Below are 23,317 nucleotides of genomic sequence, written 5' to 3'. Positions count from 1 at the left end.
TTTGTAAAGAGAGGTCGAGAATGAGCGCGTTTATTGATATCTCAGGACAAAAGTTTGGCAGGCTGACAGCCGTGCAAAGAGTGACAAAGGCTGGCGAGAAGACCAAGTGGCTTTTTTCTTGTGAATGCGGAAAGAGCCATATCGCAACGCTAAATAATGTTCGGAGCGGAAAGACGCTAAGCTGTGGGTGTTTGCATAGCGAAATATCTGCACGGATCGCAAGAAAGATTTCAGAAAAAGCGCGTTGTGTAAATACGATTCACGGAAAAAAGAACGAGCGAATCTATACTACTTATTCAAATATGAAGGCGAGATGCTACAACCAGAAAAACACTCACTATAGTCGATATGGTGGTCGAGGAATTACGGTTTGTACCGAATGGAGAAACAGTCCTCAAGCATTTTTCGACTGGGCTCTGAAAAACGGATATACCGATGAATTGACAATTGATCGGATTGACAATGACAAAGGATATTGTCCGGAAAACTGTAGGTTTGTTTCGCAGGCAACTCAGTTGCGTAACAATAGCAGAAATGTTTTTGTAACTATCAATGGATCAACCAAGGTTCTAGCTGATTGGGTGAAGGCGCTAGGCATCAGTCGTGGCAAAGTTGCCCGTGCTATGAGCCAGGGCATGTCGCCAGTGGAGGCCATCGACTATGCAGTTAAGGGACTATCAATCTAGAGGTATCAATGATATCCGCGCTCGTTTTGTACAAGGCATGCGGTCGGTTTGTTTTGTGGCTCCGTGCGGTGCGGGGAAGACGCTGCTTATGGCCTACATGGCCCAGCGTGCTGCATCCTTCGGCAACCGTACATTGTTCCTGGTGCATCGCAAAGAGCTCATACAGCAGGCCGCAGGGACCTTTCAGGCGCTTAATATGCACTTTGGTGTTATTGCTCCTGGGTACCCGCAAACAGGCGATTCCATTCAGATCGGCAGCGTACAAACCGTGGCCAGGCGACTGGGTGGCTTAAAAGATTTCCAGCTAATTATTCTCGATGAATGCCACCACGCGACGGCGGCAACCTGGATGGCCATACTGCAATATTTTGAGGAGGCCAAGATAGTCGGGCTTACGGCTACGCCAGCACGCTTAAATGGGCAAGGGCTGGGCAGTGTGTTCGAGACATTGGTAATGGGGCCGCCGGCCAAGGAACTGATTTGTAGAGGTTTTCTGGCACCATACAAATATTACGCGCCGCCGGTCATGGCGGACCTGGGGAATATACGGATTAAGATGGGAGATTTTGATGCGAAAGAAGTCGAGGTTCGAGTTAATAAATCTGCGATTATCGGCGACGCAGTGGCTCACTATCTCAAGCTGGCCATTGGACGCCAGGGAATCGCGTATTGCGCCAGCATTGCCCACAGCCAAAACACGGCAGCGTCCTTTCGGGCGGCGGGAGTATCGGCCGTCCATATCGACGGGACGACGCCGGCGGCCGAGAGAGAGCAGACGGTCGCAGCCTTTCGGCGAGGAGAAATAAAGGTCCTTTGTAATGTGGACCTGTTTGGCGAGGGTGTGGATGTGCCGGCCATGGAAGCGGTGATGCTTTTGCGGCCGACACAATCTCTCACGCTGTTTATACAGCAGAGCATGCGGGGCATGCGCGCCGATCGGAACAATCCGGACAAGCTGGCAATTATCTTGGACCATGTGGGAAATGTCATGCGTCACGGTTTGCCGGATGCCGAGCGAGAATGGTCGTTGGAAGGACGCGAGAAAAAATTCAGGCAGAAGCAGCAGGCGCTCGTAAAAATCAAAGTCTGTCAAAATTGCTTTGCCGCACATGATCCGGCGCCGGCTTGTCCGTTCTGTGGATTTCAGTATCCGATAGCCAAGCGAGAAATCGAAGAGGAAGAAGGAGAACTGAAAGAATTCTCGCCTGTCGAAAAAACAGAGCGTCGAATCGAAGTAGGTCGGGCCACTAGCATGGATGACTTGATCCGAATAGCCAAGGAACGGGGATATAAAAACGGCTGGATAAAAATCCAGGCAAAATTGAAAGGAATAAGGGGATAGAACTATGGACCTTCATGAACGATTGGTCAACGTAAACAAGGCCGCCAAGGCCATTTTGGAAGCAGGAACTTTCATCCTGATTCCCATCAGCGAAGACTTCAACCTGGTTGCTACGAATCATTTCATCCTGCGCCTCAATGATAAGCAGTTTTGGAAAGTGCAGTGCAAGATTGAAGCTAAGCAGCATGAGGTTTGGCTCTATAAGGCCAAGGATGGCCTAGAAGAAGCGCAGGGTGCTCTCACAGCGGATGATGTGCGGAATAAGTACGTTACAGTCATGAACCATGGCACGGTGGGCGTGCTGGCGTCGACTCGGCTGAACCTGGATGAGTATATCCGGCTTTACGTAGATAACACGCGCTATTACGGCATCCATTCCAAATACTTTGAAATGCTTTCCGGCGGATATCCCGCAATCAAGAAATTGGCCTCCAAAGAGTTTTTGCTCGTGGATGACATTCACCTGATTTGCCCGGTTGATCTTGGAGAAAAGAAATGCGAATTTCTGAAGGAGGTTGCCTTATGTTAGAGCAGGCGCTGAAGAAGCTGCAAGACGAGATGGATAAAGAGAAAAACAACAGCTATGTGGTATTCATCGGCGGCTACTTAAAAACACACATTCAGGCGCATCCGGCGGATGCTGCGCTCATTATGGACGAAAAGAAAACCATTGCCGGCAGCCTTGAAAAAATGAAAGGGATTGCCTCTAAACAGAAGATTGGCAACGTCGCCGTCATCGCCCCGGACCAAGGTTTTAAAATCATCAACGAATACTTTGGGATTCACGGGGAAATGCCGGTGGCCGCTGAGCCGAAAGCGCCAGTTTCTGTTGAGATTCCAGCTCCGGCCGCTGCGGCGCCAACGGGATTGGACATTTCGCTAGACGATCTTTTGTAGGAGGCGAGAGCATTGTCTTTTAAAGAGGACAAAAAGCATTTCCCCAGGCTAGGAAAGGCGTTTCAGCAGTTTATGCACAATGAAGCGTTTTTGCATAGTCGGTATATCTTTATCCGCCGCCTGGGCCGCAAGCGTTTTGGTTACTGCACCTATTGTCATCGTGACTTTGAACTGCATCGATCTTACGACCACAACGAGCCCATGGAGTGCCCGGAATGCAAGAGCCAGTGCATTGGCAAGCATGCTGGGCGTGGCCATAAAACCTTGGTCGATCGTTCTTATTTCGTGTTTTATGAAAAGTCGAAACTGGATCCGAAAGTGGTTGTGGTCAGAGGCTTCTTTGCGGTGCGGGATTACGGCGGCGACGACATCAGGAACGTGCAGACACGCTACGACTGCGAAAGCTATTATGTTTTTCAGTCTGGTAAAACACCTAAGATGTACCGGCAAGAGTACCGGTACAGCCTTGAGAAAAACTCCTATGTTCCTCACATGGTGCGATGCAAAACAGCGTACTCGTTGTTCCCTAAATACATGGGCCAAGGATATTCCATATATTCTTCCCAGGAAAATATTGCGGCCGTAGTAAAAGGAACACCATTTCAGTACAGCACGTGGGAAACGTACGCCCATAAAACTGATGCAGTAAAAATACTTGCGCTTTACTGCAAGCATCCATGCGTTGAGTATCTCACAAAAATCGGCCTTGATATGGCCGTGAAGGACAAGCTTTACGGCTATAGTAGAACTTTCGGGGTCATAAACTGGAGCGGAAAAACGCTTCCAGATGTGCTACGCATGAAAATTAACAAGGATGATATTCAAGAGCTTCGTAAGCTGCAGCCTGACTCTAGGGAATTAAGGATCTGGCAAATTTTCCGCAAAGAAAATCCAAGTGTGTTGTTAAGCGAGGTATTAAAAGCTCATCGCGGAGTTTTTTCCAGGCTAGACGTAGAGGAGGTAGTTGATATCCAGCAACAATGTTCTTTGGTTAAATTAGCTGCGTATTTAGAAAAGCAGTTGGAAAAGGATAAAGAGCATTATCGCTATATTGGCGCTCTAGGGATAACGTACCGAGACTACCTCCGGGATGCAAAAAAGCTAGACTTTGACTTAACGGATCCATCGGTATTATTCCCGCGGAACTTACAGACAATGCACCAAAATACTATCAAGCAAGTGGAAATCCAGAAAGACGAAATCCTAGAGAAAAATGTGCATCGACGTTATGACGAACTAAAGCGATATTGCTTTGAAGGCGAAGCAATATTAATCCGTCCAGTGGCTTCCATTGACGAGCTGATCCGAGAAGGAAAGGCTCTGCAGCATTGCGTTGGAACCTATGCGGAACAGCATGCGTTTGGGAAAACCGCAATCTTAGTTATCCGAGAAACACAACGACCTGAAAAACCATTTTACACGCTTGAACTAAAAGGGAATGAAGTCATCCAGTGCCGCGGCCGCAAGAATTGCGCGCCTACACCTGAAGTAGACAAATTCGTTGCACAGTTCAAGCTGGCCAAGTTGGGCAAAAAGAAAGGAGCCAAAACCGCATGAGTGAGTTGGTGGAAAGTTATCTCAACAAAGTAAAGCAGTTTTGTAATCCACTTGTTCCCAAAACAAAGCAAGAACAAGCAACTAGAATTCTTGATATTGCGCTGGGAAGTAAAAGTTTTATTGGTGGATGCGGCTATAAAAAAGGAACTATGCATGAAAATATGTTTGCTCTGATTTTCCCTGATTTAGAGCGGCAAGTTGTTTTTGGTACTGGGGTCAATGGCAGTAAAGAATGGCTTAGCCGACGATTTATAGTCGATTTTTATGACCGGAAAAGCAATGTCATATATGAAATTGACGGGAAGTCGCATAAGAAAAAACTTCAGGTATTGAAAGACGCCTTGCGAGATTTGTTTTTCAAGAACTTGGGAATAAAAACTATTCGAATTAGCAACCAAGAAGTTGAGAACATGGCTGCGAAGGTAATATCGAAAAATATTAACAACGAGGTGCTATATGGAAAATCTGTTGGATAGTGGATTTAACTACGCTTCCGTGAGTACGGAAACAAAAACTTTTTTACAGCGAAAAGAAGCTGTAATTGAAGGGGCATTCCATAAAGCTCGTTTTGATGTTGGACGTGAGCTGAAAGATGCTCAAGATCATTTGGCGCAAAATGGTTACGGTTGCTTCCAGCAGTGGGCTGAATCGATTGGGTTTAAACCGGACACGACTCACAGATTAATTCGATATCACGAATTGATTATCGCCAATGGCGATAAACGAGAATTTCTTGAAGCATTACCAAAGCGACTAGTTGATGAAATTGCGCGACCGTCAGTTAATCCTGAAATAAAAGATGCTGTCTTTTCTGGTGATATCACTACCCATAAACAATATCAAGAAGCCATTAAGGCTCAAAAGGAAGCCCAGGGCGAGCGCGACGAGCTCCAGGAAGAGCTGACCCACATGAAAGAAAATCTGCAGCAGCTGATACGGGAAAAATCTACACTGCAGACCAAAGCCAGTACCCTGGAGGAAGAAAACGAAGACTATAAAACCACCATGGAGCAGGCCCGAACGAGTATGGATTCTTTGGTGGAGAAAATCAAAGCCAAGGACTTGGAGTTGCTGAAGCTTACAGAACAGCTGCAGGAGGCTCAAAGCGGCATAGTTGATGAAGAGCAAGTAACCAAGCTCAAGGCTCAGCTGCAGCAGGCCCAGGAAGAAATCAATGGCCTCCAGGAAGAACTGAAAAAGCCGCCGACCATCTCAACGGTGATTGAGGAAAAGATTCCAGAAGCCACGGTGCAGGAGTTGGCCAGGCTGCAAGAAGAGGTGGAGCGACTCAGGTCCGCGCCAAAGGAAGCGGCTCCAGGCGATGCCGCGGCGCTGAAATACAGGGTCGCTTTCGAAGTGCTGAAATCGAACTTCAACCAACTGCTTCAGTCTCTGGCCGAAATCACGGACACGGAAACTCACACTAAATACCAGGCAGCAACGAAAAAACTCATTGCGGTCATGGGAGAGCGTTTATGAGGGAATCCGACATTCAAAATGACATCCGGAAAGCCATATCTCCTTTCGGTACCTATTTCCGCGCAAACGTTGGACAGGCTTGGACAGGGAAAGAAATTATCCGCTTGGCCAATGGCGACATTTTAATCAAGGAAGGCAGGCCGTTTAATACCGGCTTGCCTCCGGGCTTCCCGGATTTATTTGGCTTTACCCTTCGCAACGCTATGCCGGTATTTACCGGACTAGAGGTTAAGACTCTAAAGGGACGGATCCGGCCGGAACAAAAACACATGCTTTCCTTTCTGCAGTCGCAAGGCGCCATTGCCGGCATTGCGCGATCGGCGGAAGATGCAGTGAAGTTAGTGCATCCGTAGCGATATCACAGCATATGCAGAAAGGAGGCGACAATCATTTTTTTAGAAACACTCTTTGGAGAACTCGAGTCAGGATTCATTTACTTATGGACGCTGCCCGACCAGAAGACACACTGGTTCAAATCCTCCCGACTTTCAGAAATGGTAGACACGGCGCAGCAGCTGTCGGCGTCTGGAATGGATGTATATTTCGGCGTAGGTGCGGCGAAGGAGCCACGATTCGGCGGCCGCGCCAGAGCGGATGACGTTATGGCTATTCCAGGCGTATGGCTGGATATTGACCTAAAGCACGACACGCATGTTCAGCAAGACCTGCCGGAAACCATTGCGGAAATTGAAACCAAACTGCCGCTACTACCTTCCGTGTTGGTCCATTCTGGCCACGGGCTTCATGCGTACTGGCTTTTCAGGGAGCCGTGGGTATTCTCAGACGAGCAGGAACAAAAACGCGCCAGACAGCTATTACGTGGCTTTCAGATGTATGTAAAACAGAGGCTTGGCTACAAGCTCGACAGTACACATGATTTGGCCAGAGTGCTGCGGGTACCGGGAACTCTCAACTATAAAGCGGACCCGGTGCCCGTGGAAATCCTGCAGCAAAATGACCAGCGGTACAATATCGACGACATTGACCAGTTTATCCTGGATGACGTTCCAGTAAATGACTATGCGGCCCGAGAAAAATTCAAGCGGCTGCCGACCGACGGCGACGCCGGCATTTTACTTGAGAGATGCGCCTTTGTGCAGCACTGCATGGCTGACGCGGCGATACTTCCGGAAACCGAATGGATTGCCATGATAACGAACGTGGCCAGATGCCAAAGCGGTCCAGAGCTGGTGCATGAACTGTCTAAGCCGTATCCCCGATATTCCGCAGATGAAACCAGCAAGAAAATTATTCACGCGCTAAATGATATGAGCCCGACGACCTGCGCGTACATCCAGAAATTCTTGAAGTTTGACGGCTGCCCGTCTAGCGGTTGCGGGGTAAAATCTCCGTGCGCATTTGCGTTGGCCAAGCCGAAAAGCCAAGAGCCGGAGGCTGCGACGGTACCGCCTGGAACCATTGAAGCGCTAACGGACTTAGGCAATGCCGAACGGTTTGTAAGGATGTTTGGCCACAAGCTCAGATACTGCCACCAGTTCGGAACATGGCTCATTTGGGACGGCGTACGGCATAAGTTAGACGAGCAAGGCCAAGTGATGCTGTACGCCAAGCAAGCCATACGCAGTTTCCATGATGACTTGCAGTACATTAACGATTTGGAGGAGCGCAAGGAAGTCTTCAAGCACGCGCGAAAATCCGAATCGCTGCCGCGCATGAAGGCCATGATTGAAGTGGCACAGCACATGCTGTCGGTGCACGTGGACGAGCTGGATCGGGATCCGTGGCTATTGAATATGCAAAACGGCGTGCTTGACTTAAAGACTGGCCAGCTGCTACCGCACGACAGTGCGCGATTCATGACCAAACTGGCGCCGCTTGTGTACGATCCGGCGGCAAAGTGCCCGAGATTTGAGAAATTTATGAACGATGTCTTTGACGGCAATCAAAATATTATCCAGTTTATGCAGCGCCTGTTTGGGTACTCGCTGACTGGTGATACCTCGGAACAGATGATGTCCTTCGCCTGGGGAAGCATGGGAAGTAATGGCAAGTCAACGATGGTGACTCTGCTGCTAAACATGCTCGGAGACTACGGAGAAACCACCCAGAGCGAGACTTTTACCCTCAAGCGTAACGAAGGTATACCCAATGATATTGCCAGGCTTAGAGGGGCCCGTTTCGTCATGATATCGGAATTGAAGGCCGGTACCAAGCTCAATGAAGCTCTGATTAAACAGATTACCGGCCAAGACAAATTGACAGCCCGATTTTTGCGACAGGAGTTTTTCAGTTTCATGCCTGCGTTCAAGCTCATGATTCTTACCAACCATAAGCCGGTGCTGACTGGGGATGACCCTGCTTTGTGGCGGCGCATTGCGTTGATTCCGTTTTTGCAGCGATTCACCGGCGACCGGAAGGATAAGACCTTGCCGGAAAAGCTGCAAAAAGAATGGTCGGGCATTCTAAATTGGTGCATCCAAGGCTGCCTCGATTGGCAGCAAGAAGGCCTCAATCCGCCGGATGAAGTGGTACAGGCTACCAAGGAGTATCAGAACGAAAGCGATGTAATTACCAACTGGCTAGAGGATTGCTGCCTAGTGAAACCGCATTTGCAGACAAAATCAGGGCAGTTGTTCCGGAGCTTTGAGGACTGGTGCGAAGAAAATGGCGAGCGAAATTATCTCAGTCGGAATAAATTTAGCCAGAAATTAGTGGAAAAGGGTTTTGATCTACGTAAAAGCACTCTTGGTGTGAGAATCATTAAAGGCATTGGTTTGATTGATCCAGGACGTGAAATTGACTTGTTGGACGAAAATCCTTACTAAAATAGTGGCGCACAGTGGCACAGAGTGGCGCACTTAGTGGCGCATCTGAAAATTCTCTGAGCCTTGATTTTACTGGGTTTATAGTTGTTTAGTGGCGCAAGTGGCGCAAAATGTATCTATATCCTCCATATGAGAGCAAAAAATATAAGGTTATATAGAACATTGAGCCACTTGCGCCACTATGCGCCACTCTCAAAATATGGAAGGAGATTAAATGGAGCATGAAATCTTTGGTTACGAAATGAAAGACTTATTCGGCGCCATTTCTCCAGAAGACAGTAAATTATGGTTGGCGATGTTTTATCTAGCCGAAAAGCATTTTGGCCAAGACTTATGCACTCGGCTGCAATATATCCGAAATTCCGGTTCTAGGCTGGTGCCGAATGCTAAGTACGGGTATTCGATTCAGCCGGTAATATCGGCATATGGTTGGGAAAGCATGGCTCAGTACGAAAAAGAAAAGAAATGCCTGAATAAGTATAAGGATGAAGTCGTGAAACTGCTTGAAGTACTGGCGAAGAAAAGGAGTTGAGGTCATGACTGAATATGGTGCCCAGGCCGATGTGCTGAAATGGTTTCTGCTGGGATTGGTCTTGATGGTGGTGATTTTGATTGGATAGAGAGGATGGTTCGAAATGAATCCGTATTTCGTAGCGTTCTGCGCGGCAACTGGTGCGACGAAAGGGAATTTTCGCCCGTTTGAGTACATGGCGTGGATCGGAAACAAGCATAAGGAGTTTTGTGAGAAGACAAAGATGGGCAAATTTCGCCATGAGTATCATCGAGAGTTTTGCAAATTCTTGGGAGTGGAGGAGTTGGCATGAGGGACGCAAGGATTTCCAAGATTTTAGAACTGCAGCAGCTGAATGAAGATTTGCAAGCGCAGGTGGCGATGTTGCGTGGGGCGCTTGAGGAAATAGTAAAAGAATATGTCAGCAAAAATAACGTTGAAGAAAGTGCAAAAGCTATGTGTGGTATTGCTGGGGCGGCTCTTTCCAGATGGAGGCGTCAACCATGATGACCACCGAGCAAGTAATCAGGCAGCACGTCCTGCGGATCGGCGTACTCACCGATGCCCTGAAACAAATCATGGAGCTAACAACGAAGCCGCCGTTTCAAGCGTCACCAGACGAACAGATAATCTACCAACTGGCGCAGCGGGCGCTGAGAGGGAGGCCAAATGACTAAAGACGAAGTAATAAAATTAGCTGCAACAACTGCCGTAGACGCTACCCTTAAAGCACTGGAAAGGGAGAAGCGAAAACAGGTTAAGTCCAGGCATGACCGGCGCTTGCGGAATACGCGGCTGCTGCTCAAGAACTATCCGCTTCTGCGGGAACATAGCGACCAGTCAATCTATAGCGTGAAGCAGTTGGATGAACCAGCTAATGCGATTGATCTGTTGGACAATCTTGAGAACTTGGACAATGAAACGTATATCCAGTCTATTAAGCGAAGTGCGACCAGGACCCGAATTATCTTGGAGCACATTGAGACTATGACGAAGATATACGAGGCTTATTGTCAGGGGACCGGCAAGGAAGAAGACATGCGCAGGTATCGTACACTGCGGGCAAGATACTTTGATGGTGTCTCGGTTGAGCAGATTGCGACGGATGAATCTGTTGATACAAGAACCATCTACCGTGACATAAATGCCGCAAGTGAAAAGCTAAGTGCCCTAATCTTCGGCATTGACGGGCTTAGTGCGATGTCAGAAACGTGCCAGTGACAGGACAATACAAACTATAGTAAAATATAAGCTGTAAGTAGTATGCAAGACAAAGGAAACCCTGCTCATTAATTTGAGTGGGGTTTCTTATTTTAGCAGGGAATCATTTCCTTTTAGCGAAGCATAGATAAAAATAGCAAAAGGGGATGTTTTTTGTGAGTAAAGGTTTTGTGTATGAACTAAATCCTACGGACTATTTCTTCCCATTTAAAAGTTTCGATCAAGCTATTGTGGATGCGGAAATCGAGGGGGGAGAAAAATTTAAAGATGTTATTATAACTGCCGTAGATAATGCAAAAAATAAATTTAAGAAACATACTGTATGGGAAGGCGATGGCAGGTTTTTCGTTTCAGGGTTGCCAGGAGCTGATTCTGAAAACATGCCGTTAATTTTAGTTATAATAAAACAGGTAAACAACGGGACAACGTTTTTGTACTCTCCCGTAGAGTTGCCATATTTAGAGTATTTTCTAGAATCATAATCAATTCGCTTAAGCGTCCTTCGGGGCGCTTTTTCTTTTGCCCGCTCGCATAGCGTGGGAGCTATTCCGGCTAGCATAACCGGCAGCCTGGTTCAAGCCCAGGGCGAGCGTCCAACAATCAATCGTTCTGCGATTTTCTTTAATAAAAACATTGCAATACGTGTTAATACGTGCTATAATAAAACCATAGGGAGGGGATAAAAATCAAACCGAAAGATTTACTAAAAACCCTCGAAGCTAATGGTTGGTACGTAGAGCGGATTCAAGGTTCACACCACATACTAAAGCACAACGCAAGGCCAGGCATGGTGGTTGTGCCGCTCCACAACAAAGACCTGAAGCCGGGAACCCTAAACAGTATCCTGAAGCAGGCGGGGCTGAAATAAGCCCCTTGCCTGCGCCAGGTTAGCGTAGGAGGTTATTATGGACAAACGCGTTTATCCAGCAGTATTTCATGCTGAAGAGGTTGGTGGGTATTCGGTTGCGTTTCCAGACTTGCCGGGATGCATTACGGAGGGCGATACACTGGAGGAAGCGGTGGAGATGGCAGAAGATGCGTTAGGCATATATCTGTACACTCTAAAGCAAGATGGGCAAGAGTTGCCCAAGGCAAGCGATCCATCAGGCATCAAGCCAGAGAGCGGCGAGTTTATCAATCTTGTGAAATGGGATGAAGAGGCGTACTTGAAGAGAACAGATAACCGGGCAGTTAAGAAGACGCTGACTATTCCTTCGTGGCTCAATCACTTGGCTGAGGAGCGCGGCGTGAACTTCTCGCAAGTATTGCAGGATGCATTAAAGAAACAATTGGTTGGGTAGGGCACTGCTTAGGCAGTGCTCTTTTCTTTTACCCATTTTTAAGGAGGTGCACAGCCATGGTTCATTGCAACAACATTGCCTGCCGTTACTACACTGAGCAACGATGCACGTCGCCTGATGTGTTCTACATAGACCGGCTGTGCGTCTCTTATCGTAAGCGACCACGAGAGGACCGCATTGAAGACCTGATGAGGGCGCCCTTCGAGAGTAACTGTCACCCAACGAGCAAGGGATACAAGTCAAATAGGCCAGGCAAGTTATTGAGATAGCGTTGAGAATAGATTTGAATGGGGCGTGGAGGCTACGAGCACTAGAAGCCGCGCCATTACTGGTTTTATGGCTTTTGGACATTGAATTGTAGTGAATTGTCAGAATTAAAGGTACTTCTGACACAATTTAGAGCAGCGGGTCGGCAGAACCCCGAGATTTTACTAGGCGCAGATTTTTTTGAACATGTCCGTTTCTCATTTTGCAACAAGAGGGCTTTGGGGAAACGTCGGAAGGGTGGGATAATATGGCTGAAAAAATAACACGGAGCACTATCGTTGGAACACAGGAATTGTCTAATGTTATAGGAATTACAACACGCCACATTAACCGCCTGGAAGACGAAAAGGTTTTTGTGAAAGTTGGGCGCGGACAGTTTCGTTTGTGCGAGTCAGTCCAGACATACATTGAAAATTATGTTAGACCCAAAGAAGACGCGAAAAAGGAAGTTTCTTACGCCGAAGAAAAGGCATTGTTGACTAAAGCCCAGCGCGAAAAAGCCGAAATCGAACTAGCGGAATTAAGGGACGAGATTTATCGGGCCGACTATATCATCCCGATCATGCAAGAGTTGTTGCTTGATGTCAGGAACCGGCTATTGGCAATTCCGCAGCGGTGTGCCCCGCAGGTTATGGCTGCTACAGAACTGATCGACGCGCAGGAAATCATCAAAGCGGAAATCTACGATGCACTCACGGAACTGGCTGCATGGACCCCGGAGCGCTTGCGTCGCCCGAAAAGAGGGGAAGCGGATGCTGCTAGCGACAAGGACTAAGCGTGATGTAGGTATTGTTGCATCGTCATTATTGCCGCCGTCCAGCTTGACCGTCTCGTGCTGGGCCGATCAAAATCGTTTTCTGCGATCTACGACCAGCGCGGAGCCTGGGCGCTGGAGGACTGACAGATTTCCTTTTAACCGAGAAATTTTAGATACATTATCGACCAATAGCCCAGTACAAGAGGTGGTCCACATGAAGGCTGCGCAGGTAGGCGCGACTGACGGGGCGACTTGTTGGCTGGGCTATATTGTTGATCAGGAGCCGGGGCCCGTAATGGCCGTACAGCCGTCGGTTGATTTGGCGAAGCGATTTAGCCGGCAGCGCGTGGGCCCGATGGTGGAGGATGCTCCATGCTTGAGGGGGAAAATCAAGGAATCCCGCAGTCGTGATAGCGGCAACACTATATTGAGCAAGGAATTTCCTGGCGGCATTTTATTGCTTGCCGGAGCAAACTCCGCCGCGGCACTTCGCTCGGCGTCAATTCGGTATCTGTTTTTAGATGAGTTGGATGCGTATCCGCCAGACGTTGAAGGAGAGGGCGACCCAGCGGATCTGGCAATAGCGAGAACGCGAAATTTTGCGCGCAGAAAGATTTACAAGGCGTCAACACCTACAGTATCTGGGGTTTCGAGAATCGAAGCCGATTACGAGGATAGCGACCAGCGAAAGTATTTTGTGCCTTGCCCGGAATGTGGCCACATGCACATTCTAGAGTGGTGTAATTTTATCATTCCAACAAATGAAAAAGGGAAAAGAGATCCTAAAAAGGCATACATGGCCTGCCCTGCTTGCGGTTCTGTCATCAAGGAGCACAACAAAACTCGTATGCTTGAGCGCGGTGAATGGAGGGCTACAAACCCTGAGTATCCGGACAAGTTAAAACGTGGCTATCATATCAGCGCTCTTTACAGCCCGTTGGGCTTTTTTTCTTGGGCGGAATGCGCTGCGCAGTGGCTAAAAGCCAAAAAAGACACGAATAAAATGAAAACATTCGTCAATACGGTGCTCGGTGAGTGCTGGGTTGATGACCAGGGGGAATCAATAGAGGCAGGCGCCCTGGAGAGCCACCGCCAACAATACGGTACACACGAAGATGGCGGGATTGTTGTTCCTGACGGCGTGCTGTTATTGACTGCAGCTGTTGACGTGCAGGATACATGGCTTGAATACGAAGTAACCGGGTGGGGAGTTGGTAAAAAATCATGGGGCATTGAGACGCATCGGATTATGGGCGACTTGACCAAACGTCACATTTGGGACGAGCTAGATGAAATACTGCAGCGATCTTGGCAGGGAGCCGATGGGACTGCTTACAAAATCCTTTGCACCTGCATAGATTCCGGCGGTCACTTCACCCAAGAGGTATATGCTTTCGTCAAGGGCAAGGAAAGTCGTCGCATATTTGCCATAAAAGGCCGTGGCGGTTTAGGCGTGCCGTTGGTTGGCAAGCATACTCGCAGCAACCGCGCCAGAGTGGCACTATTTCCAGTTGGTGACGACACAGGCAAGGAGACAGTGCTAAACCGGCTGAAAATCAGCGAACCGGAAGACGAAGGGTATTGCGTGTTCCCGCTGGAAGAAGAAGCTGGCTACGATGCGGACTACTTTGAAGGGTTAACTTCGGAAAAACGGGTTATTAAGTACAGTATGGGAAAACCGCGTATTGAGTGGGTGAAGAAATCTGGAGCGAGAAACGAGCCGTTAGACATCCGCAAATACGCCACAGCTGCCCTGGAAATACTAAACCCGAACCTTGCTGCGATGGCGAAAACGGGAAACCGCGGCGGCACAAGAACGGCCAGGAAACGAAGAGTAATTAACTCGGGAGTATCAATTTAGGAGGTGGACGGGGTGACTAAAGAACAAGCGCAGCAACATCTAGAAGCGTGGCTGGCGGCGGACCTTGCGTTGGCGGCCGGCAAAGAATATAAGCTGGGCAGCCGGTCACTGACTCGGGCCAATGCGGCTGAAGTAAAAGAACGGATATCATACTGGCAGCGCGTAGTCAGCAGCTTGTCCGGCAGAAACAGGTTCAGGAGAGTGATTCCCATTGAATAAGCAGCGCGAGCCTACAATTTTAGATCGTTGCATTGCATTTATAGCGCCTTCAATGGCGCTGAAACGAGAGCATGCCAGACAAAAATTAGAGTTTATAAACTCTGGTTACTCCTACCACGGAGCCAATAGTACAAAAAAATCAATGGTAGGGTGGCAATATCGATCAGGGTCTCCTGACGATGACATTACGCGAAATCATACCGATTTATTACAGAAATGCCGCGACTTGTACATGGGAAATCCTATTGCCGCCGGGGCACTAAAAACAGCCAGAACCAATGTTGTCGGCTCTGGATTGCAACTTAACCCGCAGCTTGATGCGGAGTTTTTAGGCATGACTGGCGAGCAAGCCGACGAAATGGAGCGGCATATCGTCCGAGAGTTTGCATTATGGGCCAATAGCAAGGATTGCGATGCGGCCAGGATGTGCGATTTCTACCAACTGCAACAGCTGGTATTTTTGTCTGCGCTAATGTCGGGCGATGTCTTTGTATTGCTGCCTGTATTGCCAAGAAACGGCCAACCCTATAACCTGCGGGTGCAGGTAATTGAGGCGGATCGGGTATGCAATCCCTATAACATCCCGGACCTGCCGCCGATAATGGCAGGGGTTGAAACAGGAACCTATGGCGATCCGATAGCCTATTACGTGGCCAAGCATCATCCCTTAAGCCTAATCAACCAGGAAATGAACTCGTGGACCAAAGTTACTGCGTTTGGCGCTAAAACTGGGCGGAGAAATGTGCTGCACATATTAGATATGGAACGCCCGGGACAGCGGCGAGGCGTGCCTATGCTTGCGCCGGTCATCGAGTCACTTAAGCAGTTGGGCAGGTATTCGGAAGCAGAGTTGGCGGCGGCAGTTGTATCCGGATTTTTAACTGTTGCCATAACGTCAGACTTAGGAGACAGCGGAGAAATTGGCGAAGCGGAATTGCCGGGAACGGAAACGGATCCGGGCTTAACCGATGCGTCCGATATAAAGCTAGGGAACGGCACAGTAGTGTCTTTGGCACCAGGAGAGGACATTAAAGCAATTGACCCATCACGACCAAGCGCTCAATTTGATCCTTTTGTTCTGGCTGTTTTGCGACAAATCGGCGCTGCTTTGGAAATCCCAATGGAACTGCTGGTTAAACACTTTACCGCTAGTTACTCAGCGTCTAGGGCGGCGCTACTTGAAGCATGGAAGTTTTTCCGGCGGCAGCGGGCATGGTTGGCAAGCGATTTTTGCCAGCCCGTTTATAATGAATGGTTTGCTGAGGCGGTGGCCCGCGGGCGGATTAATGCTCCGGGATTTTTTGCTGATACTGCCATTCGCCGGGCATACACCGGCGCAGAGTGGAATGGCCCGTCTCCCGGCCAGATTGACCCGCTAAAAGAGGTTAACGCCGCAACAGTTCGCGTTGAGCAAGGCTTTTCAACGAGAGCAAGGGAGACCGCCGAGCTGACTGGAGGGGACTGGATGCAGAACTACAGGCAGCGCGTCAAGGAGGAAAAAATGATGCGAGAAGGAGGTTTGAAAGTTGACCAACAACCGAAACAAGAACCCGAGCCCAGCGAAGACGATTGATCTCCATATTTATGGGCCAATTATCGACGCCGCTGGTTGGTTTGTGGATGAAAACGAGGTTACTACTCCTGGAAAAATCAGAGCAGCATTGGCCGATGCGGGGAATGTAGATCAAATCAATGTCCATATCAACAGCCCCGGCGGGTCGGTGTTCGCAGGACAGGCAATCCACAACATGCTCCAGCAGCATCCGGCCAACGTGACCGTCTATGTCGACGGCTTGGCGGCATCAATTGCGTCTATTATTGCCATGTGCGGCAATAAAATTGTGATGCCGCCAGGGGCTATGATGATGATCCACAATCCGCTAGTGTCTATATGGGGAGCATATGACGCTGCCGATATGCGGGAAATGGCGGGATTTTTGGATAAGGTCAAGGAATCGCTGGTGGCAACCTATTGCGGGCGCTGCAGTAAGACAAAAGATGAGGTAACGGACATCATGGACGCAACAACATGGTTGACGGCAGAGGATGCTGTTAATCATGGTTTTGCGGACGAGGTAATGGGAACCGCGCTGGCGTCAAGCTTAGACGGCAGTGTTTTGAATATCGCAGGAAAAACCTTTGATTTGTCGGCGTTTTCCAACCTGCCGCTAAATGTGACGTCAAAACCGGCGATAAAGCCGGAAATAAAGGAGGAAAAAACTTTGGATTTACAAGAATTGAAAGACCAATATCCTGATCTGTACAAAGAAGCACTGAACCTTGGTGTTTCGAAGGAGAGAGCGCGTATGCAAGCGCTGGATGAAGTAGCTATGCCGGGCTTTGAAAAAATTGTTAACAAAGCTCGGTATGAAACCGGCGAAAATGCCGCGAACGTAGCCATGCAAATTATTGCTTCCCAAAAGCAGCAGGGAGGCCAGTATTTAAAAGACGTGCAGGATGATGCGCAAAATGGAAACCTTAACGACGTTCCGGCGGCTCCGGTTCCGGATGCAGCAGCAAAGGACTCCGAGGAAATTAAAGCGGCAGCTGCCTTGATGGCCGAAGCTGCCAATGCTGGGAGGGTTTAATGATGGGTGTAGGAATGACTTCGCAGGGCTCTGTAACGTATGACAATCTTTTTGCGGGTAATGTCGCGGACGTCGTAACTGGAGTGGGAACGCTGGCATCTGGTCAGAATGTAACTCGTGGTACTGTCTTAGGTCGCCTAACCGCAGACGGAACCTTAAAGGTGGTTGATTCCACAAAAAGCGATGGTACTCAAACAATTTACGCCATCGCCGCCGACGCCGTAAACGCGACCAGCGCGGCGCAGCCAGTTCCCTTGTATTTTACGGGCGAGTTCAACAAGGCCGCTTTGACCTTCGGCGGTACAGATACGGCGGCCACCCACGAGGTAGCGGCTCGGAATATCGGCATTTTCTTCAAGTCTAATGTTACTGTAGGAGGTACGAACTAATGGCTATTGATCTTTTTGAAACCAGAACCATGCTTCAGGCCGTTTCCATGATGAAACCGGCCCGGACGTTTTTGCGGGATACGTTTTTTACAGACGTTGCTAACTCTGTAACGGAGAGTGTTGATATCGACATCCAAAAAGGCGCTCGCCGCTTGGCTCCGTTTGTGCATCCGCGCGTTGGCAGTCAGACGGTCGACGCCGTTGGTTTTGAAACCAAAACCTTTACTCCTCCGCAGATCGGACCGGACTATTTTATTACTGGGCAGGACCTGCAAAAACGCCTTCCGGGCGAAACTCTTTACGGAGGAGATACGCCGGATGGCCGATTGGCCAAACTGATCGGCGGTAAATTAGCTGAGTTCGACACCATGATCAGCCGGACGGAAGAGTGGATGTGCGCACAGGCGTTATTTACCGGTCAGATTGTGATCAACGGTAAAGGGTATAGCAACCTAACCATTGATTACAATGTCACCAACAAAGAAACGCTGGCGGCAAAGGCAAAATGGTCTTACACAGGCACAGACCGCACCGAAAGCCCGATTGACGGACTGAAGCGATGGAAACGTGCCGTTTTAAAAGCGTCTGGCGAAAACCCGGACACTTGCGTTATGTCTCCCGACGTGGCTGATGCGTTCATGAAGCACCCTGACGTAAAGGAGTATTTCAATAGTTACCAAAAAGGGAATATTGATATGGGTCAATTGGCGCCGAAGATGTCTATCAACGGCGTCTATTTTATTGGCCGAATCAATGAACTCGGCCTTGATTTGTACAGCTACGAAGAGTATTACATTGACCCTGCAACCGGTACGGAGTCTCAGCTCGTTCCATCCGGGAAAGTAATGCTGTGCTCGTCCGCTGTTCGCTTCAAAATGTTTTACGGCGCGATTATCGACGTGGAGATTGGCTCGTATGCGCTGCCGCGCGTGCCCAAAAGCTGGGTTGAGCATAAACCGTCGGCGCGGGTGCTGCAGCTGCTGAGCCGTCCGTTACCGGCCATTGTGCTGCCGGATGGCCTTTATATCGCAACCGTGTTATGAGCCTGAAAGACGTTATGGCCGCCGACCTTACGGCGGTTTTTTTCAATCCAAACGAATTCGCGGCAGAGCACAACATCAACGGCGTCAATATGGTGGCTCTTGTTGATTCCGACATAATCAAGGAGCGCAGTAACCGCATTAGCGGCAATTTCGACGGTATTTACAAGAGTGAGATTTCGCTGTTTGTTCGGGCTGCCGATATGGCGAAGCGGCCGGTCCGCGGGCAGGCTCTGCGGCTGGATGGGAAACTGTATGTCGTATCGGATTGCACGGAGGCGGAGGGCATGTTTGAAATCCTAATGGACGTGAATGACTCATGATTACAATTCGCGCTGACGACATGAGGTTGGCGGAAGACGCGCTGCGGCAAATCCCCAAGGGCGTTGAAAAAGCAGCATCAAGGGCGTTAAACCGGGCCATCCGGTCCGGAGCCACCGCTGCGGCACGCAAGGCCCGTGAGGAGTATTATGTACTGCACCGGTCTATTATATCCACCATCAAGATTCATCCGGCCACAGAGTCCCGACTTATCGCCAGGGCCGTTTCCAAGGGGCCGCGCCGCGAGTTAATGGACTTTCGGGTCAATCCAACGGCGCCGCGGAAAGTGCCCGTGGTTCGCGTTGCGGTTAGGAAGAGCACAGGATATAAAGACCTTCGAGGCGCGTTTGTGGCCAAGGGCAAGTCTACCGCCAAGACGCATGTGCTGCGGCGGGCAGGAAAAGAACGCTATCCGATTCACATCAAATATGGCCCGGCTGTGCCGGAAATGATTGGCTCGCAGCGGGTGCGGCCATTCGTAGAAGAAAGGGCGCTAGATGTCTTATCGGCGCGGCTGGAGCATGAGATTGGCCGACTGCTGGGAGGAGCTAGGTAATGACACCTTTACTGCTGCAAGACGCATTGGCAGACTTTCTCAAGAAAGAGCTGGGGACGTACTTGCTTGACACCAATACGGAAATCAAAAAGGCCCCGCAAATCGTAAAGAACTTTTTGCCACTGAAGGGGACCAGCGACACGCCTGACTTTCCTTTCGTCATCATACGCATGGCCGGAGAGGAAGACACTGGCGAACAGGCGATTGTTACGGTAAAGCTGATTGTCGGCGTACTGTCGGAAGATGTACAGCAAGGCAGCGGCGATTTACTAAACCTAATCGAACGAACCCGGCAAGCTCTTTTTAAAAAACGCGTCATCGACAAGCGTTTTCGCGTGGAGTATCCCTTCGAGTGGGAGGCGCCAGACGAGCAACCTTACCCAGAATGGATGGCGGTAATTACGACGCGTTGGACAATACCCAAATTAATCGAGGAGGACGACTATGGCCAGAGAATCTTCGGGGAAGTCGCAGGCTGCTAAGACTACGCGGCTTATTTATTGCGGCCCCAGCTTACCAGGCGGAGTATTTCCGCGACATATGATTGTTAAAGGCGAGGGCGGCAGCGTGCCCCCGCACTTGCAGGATCTTTTTGAAAAATGTCCGTCAATTGCGGCATTGTTGGTTCCTATCTCATCGTTGGCCGTTACGGAAAAGGCGATTATGAGCAAAGGCACGCAAGAGCATTACTTTTACACGGAAGTGCAAAAGTATATCAAAGGAGGCAAATAACCTATGGCTTACAGACATGGCGTCTACATTTCAGAGGTGCCAACATCGATTGTGCCGCCGGTTGATACGGAAACCGGCTTGCCGGTGGTATTTGGCACCGCGCCGGTAAACCTGGCGAGCGACCCGGCGGCAGTGAACACGCCAACGCTCTGCTATACCTACGCAGAGGCAGTGGCGGCTTTCGGGTACTCTGACGACTGGAAAAACTACACTCTTTGCGAATTTTTGAAGTCTCATTTTGCGCTGTTTGCGGTCTCACCGGTGGTGTTGGTGAACGTGCTGGACCCGGCAACGCATAAAACGAACATAGCTAGCCAAACGGTAGCCATGACTAATGGCGTGGGCACGATTGCCGACGCGGGCGTGGTAAAAAGCACGCTGGTGGTCAAGCTGACGGCGGAAGGAGTGCCGCTTAACTTGGGGGCGGACTACACAGCCGCTTTCGACGATGACGGCAAATTGGTGATTTCCAGAATCGCAACATCCACCAAGCTGCTGACTAATACGGCATCTGTCTTGGTCAGTTTTGACAAACTGAACCCGGCAGCAGTAACCAAAGATGAAATTATTGGCGGCGTTGACGTGAATACGGGGGCTTATGAGGGATTGGAGTTGCTAAATAAGGTATTCCCATTAACCAGACTGGTTCCCGGTATGGTGTTGGCCCCTGGTTGGAGCACGGACCCGGAAGTGGCCGCCGTCATGGTAGCTAAGGCCGGAAACATCAACGAGCACTTCCGCTGCCTTGCCCTGACGGATGTACCCACAGATACGGTAAAAAAATTCACGGACGTGGCTGCCTGGAAAGAAAACAACAATTTCACGTCCCCGCGGCAAGTTGTTTGCTGGCCTAAAGTGAAGTTGGGAGACGATGTATATCACTTGTCCACGCAACTCGCTGGGGTCATTTGCCAGACGGATGCGGCCAACGACGACATTCCCTATAACAGTCCATCCAATAAAGCTTTACAGGCTAACGGAGCCGTTTTGACCGATGGGACCGTAGTGTCTTTGGGTCCCGATCAGGCGGACTACTTAAACGGACAAGGCATTGTAACAGCGTTAAATTTTGTCGGTGGCTGGAAAGCTTGGGGTAACCGCACAGGGTGCTATCCGAGCAACACGGACCCCAAAGACGCCTTTATTCCAGTGCGGCGCATGTTTGACTGGATCGGCAACACGCTGGTGCAAACGTTTTGGAGCAAAGTGGATTATCCGGTCAATCGCCGACTGATCGAGACGATTGTCGATAGCTGCAACATCTGGCTGAACGGCCTGACGGCTCGGCAGTTTATCCTGGGCGGACGCGTAGAGTTCTTAGATACAGAAAACCCGACAACCGATTTGATGGACGGGATTGTAAAGTTTCATCTGTATGTAACGCCGCCTGGACCGGCTAGAGAAATTGACTTTATTCTGGAATATGATACAGCGTATCTGAAAACGCTGTTCGGTTAAAGGAGGGGTATAGATGAATCCAGTTCCTGAAAAATTGATTAATTTCCGGGTGTACGAAGACGGCATTGACTACCTGGGCGTTGCCGACGTGGAGCTCCCCAGTATTGAGCCTATGACTGATGCAGTAAAAGGCGCAGGCATTGCCGGGGAGGTGGACGCTCCCGTAATTGGACAATTCGGCAGCATGACGCTGAAATTGAACTGGCGCACAGTGACGCGGCATCTGGTTAGCTTGGCGCAGCAAAAGGCGCACAGCTTAGATTTGCGCGGCGCTATCCAAACCTTTGATTCCGGTGCGGGAGAGTATGTAAAAACGCCACTGAAGGTAAACGTGCGGGCCATTCCAAAGAAAACCGACCTCGGCAAACTGGCGGCCGCCAGCGGGCAAGACGCGGCCAATGAATTTGAAGTGATTTACATCAAAGTCACCTTAAATGGGGAAGTACTGTTAGAGATCGACAAATACAACTATGTTTGCGTGATTAGCGGTACCGACTATCTAGCCGAAGTGCGGAGCGCACTAGGGTTGGTCTAAGAAAAGAGCCTCGCGCCGTTGGGCGTGAGGCTTGATTATCTTCATTTGCGGTGATGCAACCAATAACTAAACAAGGCTCCTAAGACAAAAGGTGCGGCCCTGGATGGGCCGGGATTGCGGTCATTAGGAGGAAGCTGCGGGCCGTGCGCTATATAGGCTCCAATCAGAACAAAAGTGCCAAAACACACCAGAGCCACGACACAGCCAAGCAAGAAACTAAGCTTGGCAAGCAAAGCCAAGGCTATGGTGCCGGATATCAGGCCTGCAGCGATAAAAATGAACCAAATTAGTATTGTCATATCATCACCCCTTAACCATATTATACCAGGAGGTACAAAACATGAAAATTACTTTTGAAAAACCATTCACCTACGAAGGCGAGACTTTCGAAGGCGTAGAGCTGGATTTTGACGCCTTGACCGGTCAACATCTACTTGATGCAGAGCGGGAGGCACGCGCTTTGGGAGATAAAAGCCCTGCGCCGGAGTTGTCCAAGACGTACCAAGCGGTAATTGCCGCGAAGGCTTCGAAAACCTCTACGGACATGCTTATTGCGCTGCCAGCAAAGGAGTTTTCCCGCGTAACGTTGGCGGTGGCCAATTTTTTCTTCGAGGCCTAGGCCTGCAAAACATTTCCCAAGAGATGCGGAAGATTGCCCTATGCATGGCGATGCAAACCTATACGCCTATAACCTGTTGGCTTGCGATGCCAATTAGGGAACTGGGGGAATGGATTGAAGCGCTTAACAAGAGCAGCAAGAAGGCGGGTGGATGATGGCCAATAAAATTTTCGAAGTTGCCTTTAATATTTTGGG

General features: G+C 49.5%; 31 protein-coding genes. 30 read left to right on the top strand and 1 reads right to left on the bottom strand.

Annotated features, from left to right (window positions below; translation table 11 throughout):
* Positions 1-20 precede the first annotated feature (20 nt).
* The 29 genes from PHF27_RS04720 to PHF27_RS04580 all read left to right on the top strand — a co-directional run bounded on the left by PHF27_RS04720 (position 21) and on the right by PHF27_RS04580 (position 22,503).
* Positions 21-686 (top strand): hypothetical protein, encoded by a 666-nt coding sequence (locus PHF27_RS04720; protein WP_300066738.1) that lies wholly within the window; start codon positions 21-23, stop codon positions 684-686.
* Positions 661-2,028, top strand: coding sequence for a DEAD/DEAH box helicase (locus tag PHF27_RS04715; protein ID WP_300066735.1), 1,368 nt, complete (start codon positions 661-663; stop codon positions 2,026-2,028). Before PHF27_RS04720 ends, PHF27_RS04715 begins: the two co-directional genes overlap by 26 nt.
* 4 nt (positions 2,029-2,032) lie before the next feature.
* The gene (locus tag PHF27_RS04710; RefSeq protein WP_300066732.1) at positions 2,033-2,557 is read left to right on the top strand and encodes a hypothetical protein; all 525 of its coding nucleotides are present in this window, start codon (positions 2,033-2,035) and stop codon (positions 2,555-2,557) included.
* The gene (locus tag PHF27_RS04705; RefSeq protein ID WP_300066729.1) at positions 2,551-2,925 is read left to right on the top strand and encodes a hypothetical protein; all 375 of its coding nucleotides are present in this window, start codon (positions 2,551-2,553) and stop codon (positions 2,923-2,925) included. The genes PHF27_RS04710 and PHF27_RS04705 overlap by 7 nt, the downstream gene beginning before the upstream one ends.
* Positions 2,926-2,937: 12 nt before the next feature.
* Complete coding sequence (locus tag PHF27_RS04700; protein ID WP_300066726.1) at positions 2,938-4,482, top strand: PcfJ domain-containing protein; 1,545 nt, start codon at positions 2,938-2,940, stop codon at positions 4,480-4,482.
* Positions 4,479-4,958, top strand: coding sequence for a DUF559 domain-containing protein (locus tag PHF27_RS04695; RefSeq protein ID WP_300066723.1), 480 nt, complete (start codon positions 4,479-4,481; stop codon positions 4,956-4,958). The genes PHF27_RS04700 and PHF27_RS04695 overlap by 4 nt, the downstream gene beginning before the upstream one ends.
* On the top strand, positions 4,939-5,961 hold the full coding sequence (locus tag PHF27_RS04690; RefSeq protein WP_300066720.1) for a hypothetical protein: 1,023 nt from the start codon (positions 4,939-4,941) through the stop codon (positions 5,959-5,961). Before PHF27_RS04695 ends, PHF27_RS04690 begins: the two co-directional genes overlap by 20 nt.
* Positions 5,958-6,314 (top strand): VRR-NUC domain-containing protein, encoded by a 357-nt coding sequence (locus PHF27_RS04685; protein WP_300066717.1) that lies wholly within the window; start codon positions 5,958-5,960, stop codon positions 6,312-6,314. The genes PHF27_RS04690 and PHF27_RS04685 overlap by 4 nt, the downstream gene beginning before the upstream one ends.
* Before the next feature lie 141 nt (positions 6,315-6,455).
* Positions 6,456-8,747 (top strand): phage/plasmid primase, P4 family, encoded by a 2,292-nt coding sequence (locus PHF27_RS04680; RefSeq protein ID WP_300066714.1) that lies wholly within the window; start codon positions 6,456-6,458, stop codon positions 8,745-8,747.
* A gap of 214 nt (positions 8,748-8,961) precedes the next feature.
* Complete coding sequence (locus PHF27_RS04675; RefSeq protein ID WP_300066711.1) at positions 8,962-9,279, top strand: hypothetical protein; 318 nt, start codon at positions 8,962-8,964, stop codon at positions 9,277-9,279.
* Positions 9,280-9,567: 288 nt separating this feature from the next.
* Positions 9,568-9,765 (top strand): hypothetical protein, encoded by a 198-nt coding sequence (locus tag PHF27_RS04670; protein ID WP_300066708.1) that lies wholly within the window; start codon positions 9,568-9,570, stop codon positions 9,763-9,765.
* Positions 9,762-9,935 (top strand): hypothetical protein, encoded by a 174-nt coding sequence (locus PHF27_RS04665; RefSeq protein WP_300066706.1) that lies wholly within the window; start codon positions 9,762-9,764, stop codon positions 9,933-9,935. The genes PHF27_RS04670 and PHF27_RS04665 overlap by 4 nt, the downstream gene beginning before the upstream one ends.
* Entirely contained in the window at positions 9,928-10,479 is a 552-nt protein-coding gene (locus PHF27_RS04660; RefSeq protein WP_300066703.1) for a hypothetical protein, read from the top strand. The genes PHF27_RS04665 and PHF27_RS04660 overlap by 8 nt, the downstream gene beginning before the upstream one ends.
* Before the next feature lie 155 nt (positions 10,480-10,634).
* On the top strand, positions 10,635-10,961 hold the full coding sequence (locus PHF27_RS04655; protein WP_300066700.1) for a hypothetical protein: 327 nt from the start codon (positions 10,635-10,637) through the stop codon (positions 10,959-10,961).
* A gap of 197 nt (positions 10,962-11,158) precedes the next feature.
* The gene (locus PHF27_RS04650) at positions 11,159-11,347 is read left to right on the top strand and encodes a type II toxin-antitoxin system HicA family toxin (RefSeq protein ID WP_363320042.1); all 189 of its coding nucleotides are present in this window, start codon (positions 11,159-11,161) and stop codon (positions 11,345-11,347) included.
* 37 nt (positions 11,348-11,384) lie between these two features.
* The gene (locus tag PHF27_RS04645; RefSeq protein WP_300066697.1) at positions 11,385-11,780 is read left to right on the top strand and encodes a type II toxin-antitoxin system HicB family antitoxin; all 396 of its coding nucleotides are present in this window, start codon (positions 11,385-11,387) and stop codon (positions 11,778-11,780) included.
* 514 nt (positions 11,781-12,294) lie between these two features.
* Positions 12,295-12,822: a hypothetical protein gene (locus PHF27_RS04640; protein ID WP_300066695.1), complete on the top strand. Its 528-nt coding sequence runs from the start codon at positions 12,295-12,297 to the stop codon at positions 12,820-12,822.
* Entirely contained in the window at positions 12,734-14,665 is a 1,932-nt protein-coding gene (locus PHF27_RS04635) for a phage terminase large subunit family protein (RefSeq protein WP_363320041.1), read from the top strand. Before PHF27_RS04640 ends, PHF27_RS04635 begins: the two co-directional genes overlap by 89 nt.
* 12 nt (positions 14,666-14,677) lie before the next feature.
* On the top strand, positions 14,678-14,884 hold the full coding sequence (locus PHF27_RS04630) for a DUF6148 family protein (RefSeq protein WP_300066689.1): 207 nt from the start codon (positions 14,678-14,680) through the stop codon (positions 14,882-14,884).
* On the top strand, positions 14,877-16,457 hold the full coding sequence (locus tag PHF27_RS04625; protein WP_300066686.1) for a phage portal protein: 1,581 nt from the start codon (positions 14,877-14,879) through the stop codon (positions 16,455-16,457). The genes PHF27_RS04630 and PHF27_RS04625 overlap by 8 nt, the downstream gene beginning before the upstream one ends.
* On the top strand, positions 16,411-17,472 hold the full coding sequence (locus PHF27_RS04620) for a head maturation protease, ClpP-related (RefSeq protein WP_300066683.1): 1,062 nt from the start codon (positions 16,411-16,413) through the stop codon (positions 17,470-17,472). The genes PHF27_RS04625 and PHF27_RS04620 overlap by 47 nt, the downstream gene beginning before the upstream one ends.
* Positions 17,472-17,861 carry a head decoration protein gene (locus PHF27_RS04615; RefSeq protein ID WP_300066680.1) on the top strand — a complete coding sequence of 130 codons (390 nt, stop codon included), beginning with the start codon at positions 17,472-17,474 and terminating at the stop codon, positions 17,859-17,861. Before PHF27_RS04620 ends, PHF27_RS04615 begins: the two co-directional genes overlap by 1 nt.
* Positions 17,861-18,904 carry a major capsid protein gene (locus PHF27_RS04610; RefSeq protein WP_300066678.1) on the top strand — a complete coding sequence of 348 codons (1,044 nt, stop codon included), beginning with the start codon at positions 17,861-17,863 and terminating at the stop codon, positions 18,902-18,904. The genes PHF27_RS04615 and PHF27_RS04610 overlap by 1 nt, the downstream gene beginning before the upstream one ends.
* Entirely contained in the window at positions 18,901-19,224 is a 324-nt protein-coding gene (locus PHF27_RS04605; protein WP_300066675.1) for a hypothetical protein, read from the top strand. The genes PHF27_RS04610 and PHF27_RS04605 overlap by 4 nt, the downstream gene beginning before the upstream one ends.
* The gene (locus PHF27_RS04600; RefSeq protein ID WP_300066672.1) at positions 19,221-19,778 is read left to right on the top strand and encodes a phage tail protein; all 558 of its coding nucleotides are present in this window, start codon (positions 19,221-19,223) and stop codon (positions 19,776-19,778) included. The genes PHF27_RS04605 and PHF27_RS04600 overlap by 4 nt, the downstream gene beginning before the upstream one ends.
* On the top strand, positions 19,778-20,260 hold the full coding sequence (locus PHF27_RS04595) for a hypothetical protein (protein ID WP_300066669.1): 483 nt from the start codon (positions 19,778-19,780) through the stop codon (positions 20,258-20,260). The genes PHF27_RS04600 and PHF27_RS04595 overlap by 1 nt, the downstream gene beginning before the upstream one ends.
* Positions 20,223-20,510, top strand: coding sequence for a hypothetical protein (locus tag PHF27_RS04590; RefSeq protein ID WP_300066666.1), 288 nt, complete (start codon positions 20,223-20,225; stop codon positions 20,508-20,510). Before PHF27_RS04595 ends, PHF27_RS04590 begins: the two co-directional genes overlap by 38 nt.
* Before the next feature lie 3 nt (positions 20,511-20,513).
* Positions 20,514-21,968: a phage tail sheath family protein gene (locus PHF27_RS04585; protein ID WP_300066663.1), complete on the top strand. Its 1,455-nt coding sequence runs from the start codon at positions 20,514-20,516 to the stop codon at positions 21,966-21,968.
* Positions 21,969-21,981: 13 nt separating this feature from the next.
* The gene (locus PHF27_RS04580; RefSeq protein ID WP_300066660.1) at positions 21,982-22,503 is read left to right on the top strand and encodes a phage major tail tube protein; all 522 of its coding nucleotides are present in this window, start codon (positions 21,982-21,984) and stop codon (positions 22,501-22,503) included.
* Positions 22,504-22,544: 41 nt separating this feature from the next.
* Here the strand turns inward: PHF27_RS04580 and PHF27_RS04575 are convergent, their stop codons facing one another.
* Positions 22,545-22,802, bottom strand: coding sequence for a hypothetical protein (locus PHF27_RS04575; RefSeq protein ID WP_300066657.1), 258 nt, complete (start codon positions 22,800-22,802; stop codon positions 22,545-22,547).
* Between the two features lie 41 nt (positions 22,803-22,843).
* Here PHF27_RS04575 and PHF27_RS04570 point away from each other — a divergent pair, with 41 nt between their 5' ends.
* Positions 22,844-23,122 carry a phage tail assembly protein gene (locus PHF27_RS04570; RefSeq protein WP_300066654.1) on the top strand — a complete coding sequence of 93 codons (279 nt, stop codon included), beginning with the start codon at positions 22,844-22,846 and terminating at the stop codon, positions 23,120-23,122.
* Positions 23,123-23,317: the final 195 nt, after the last annotated feature.

It is taken from the genome of Anaeromusa sp., assembly GCF_028691475.1.
In the GTDB taxonomy this organism is placed as follows: Bacteria; Bacillota; Negativicutes; order Anaeromusales; family Anaeromusaceae; genus Anaeromusa.
This window is presented reverse-complemented; position numbering and strand designations above follow the sequence as displayed.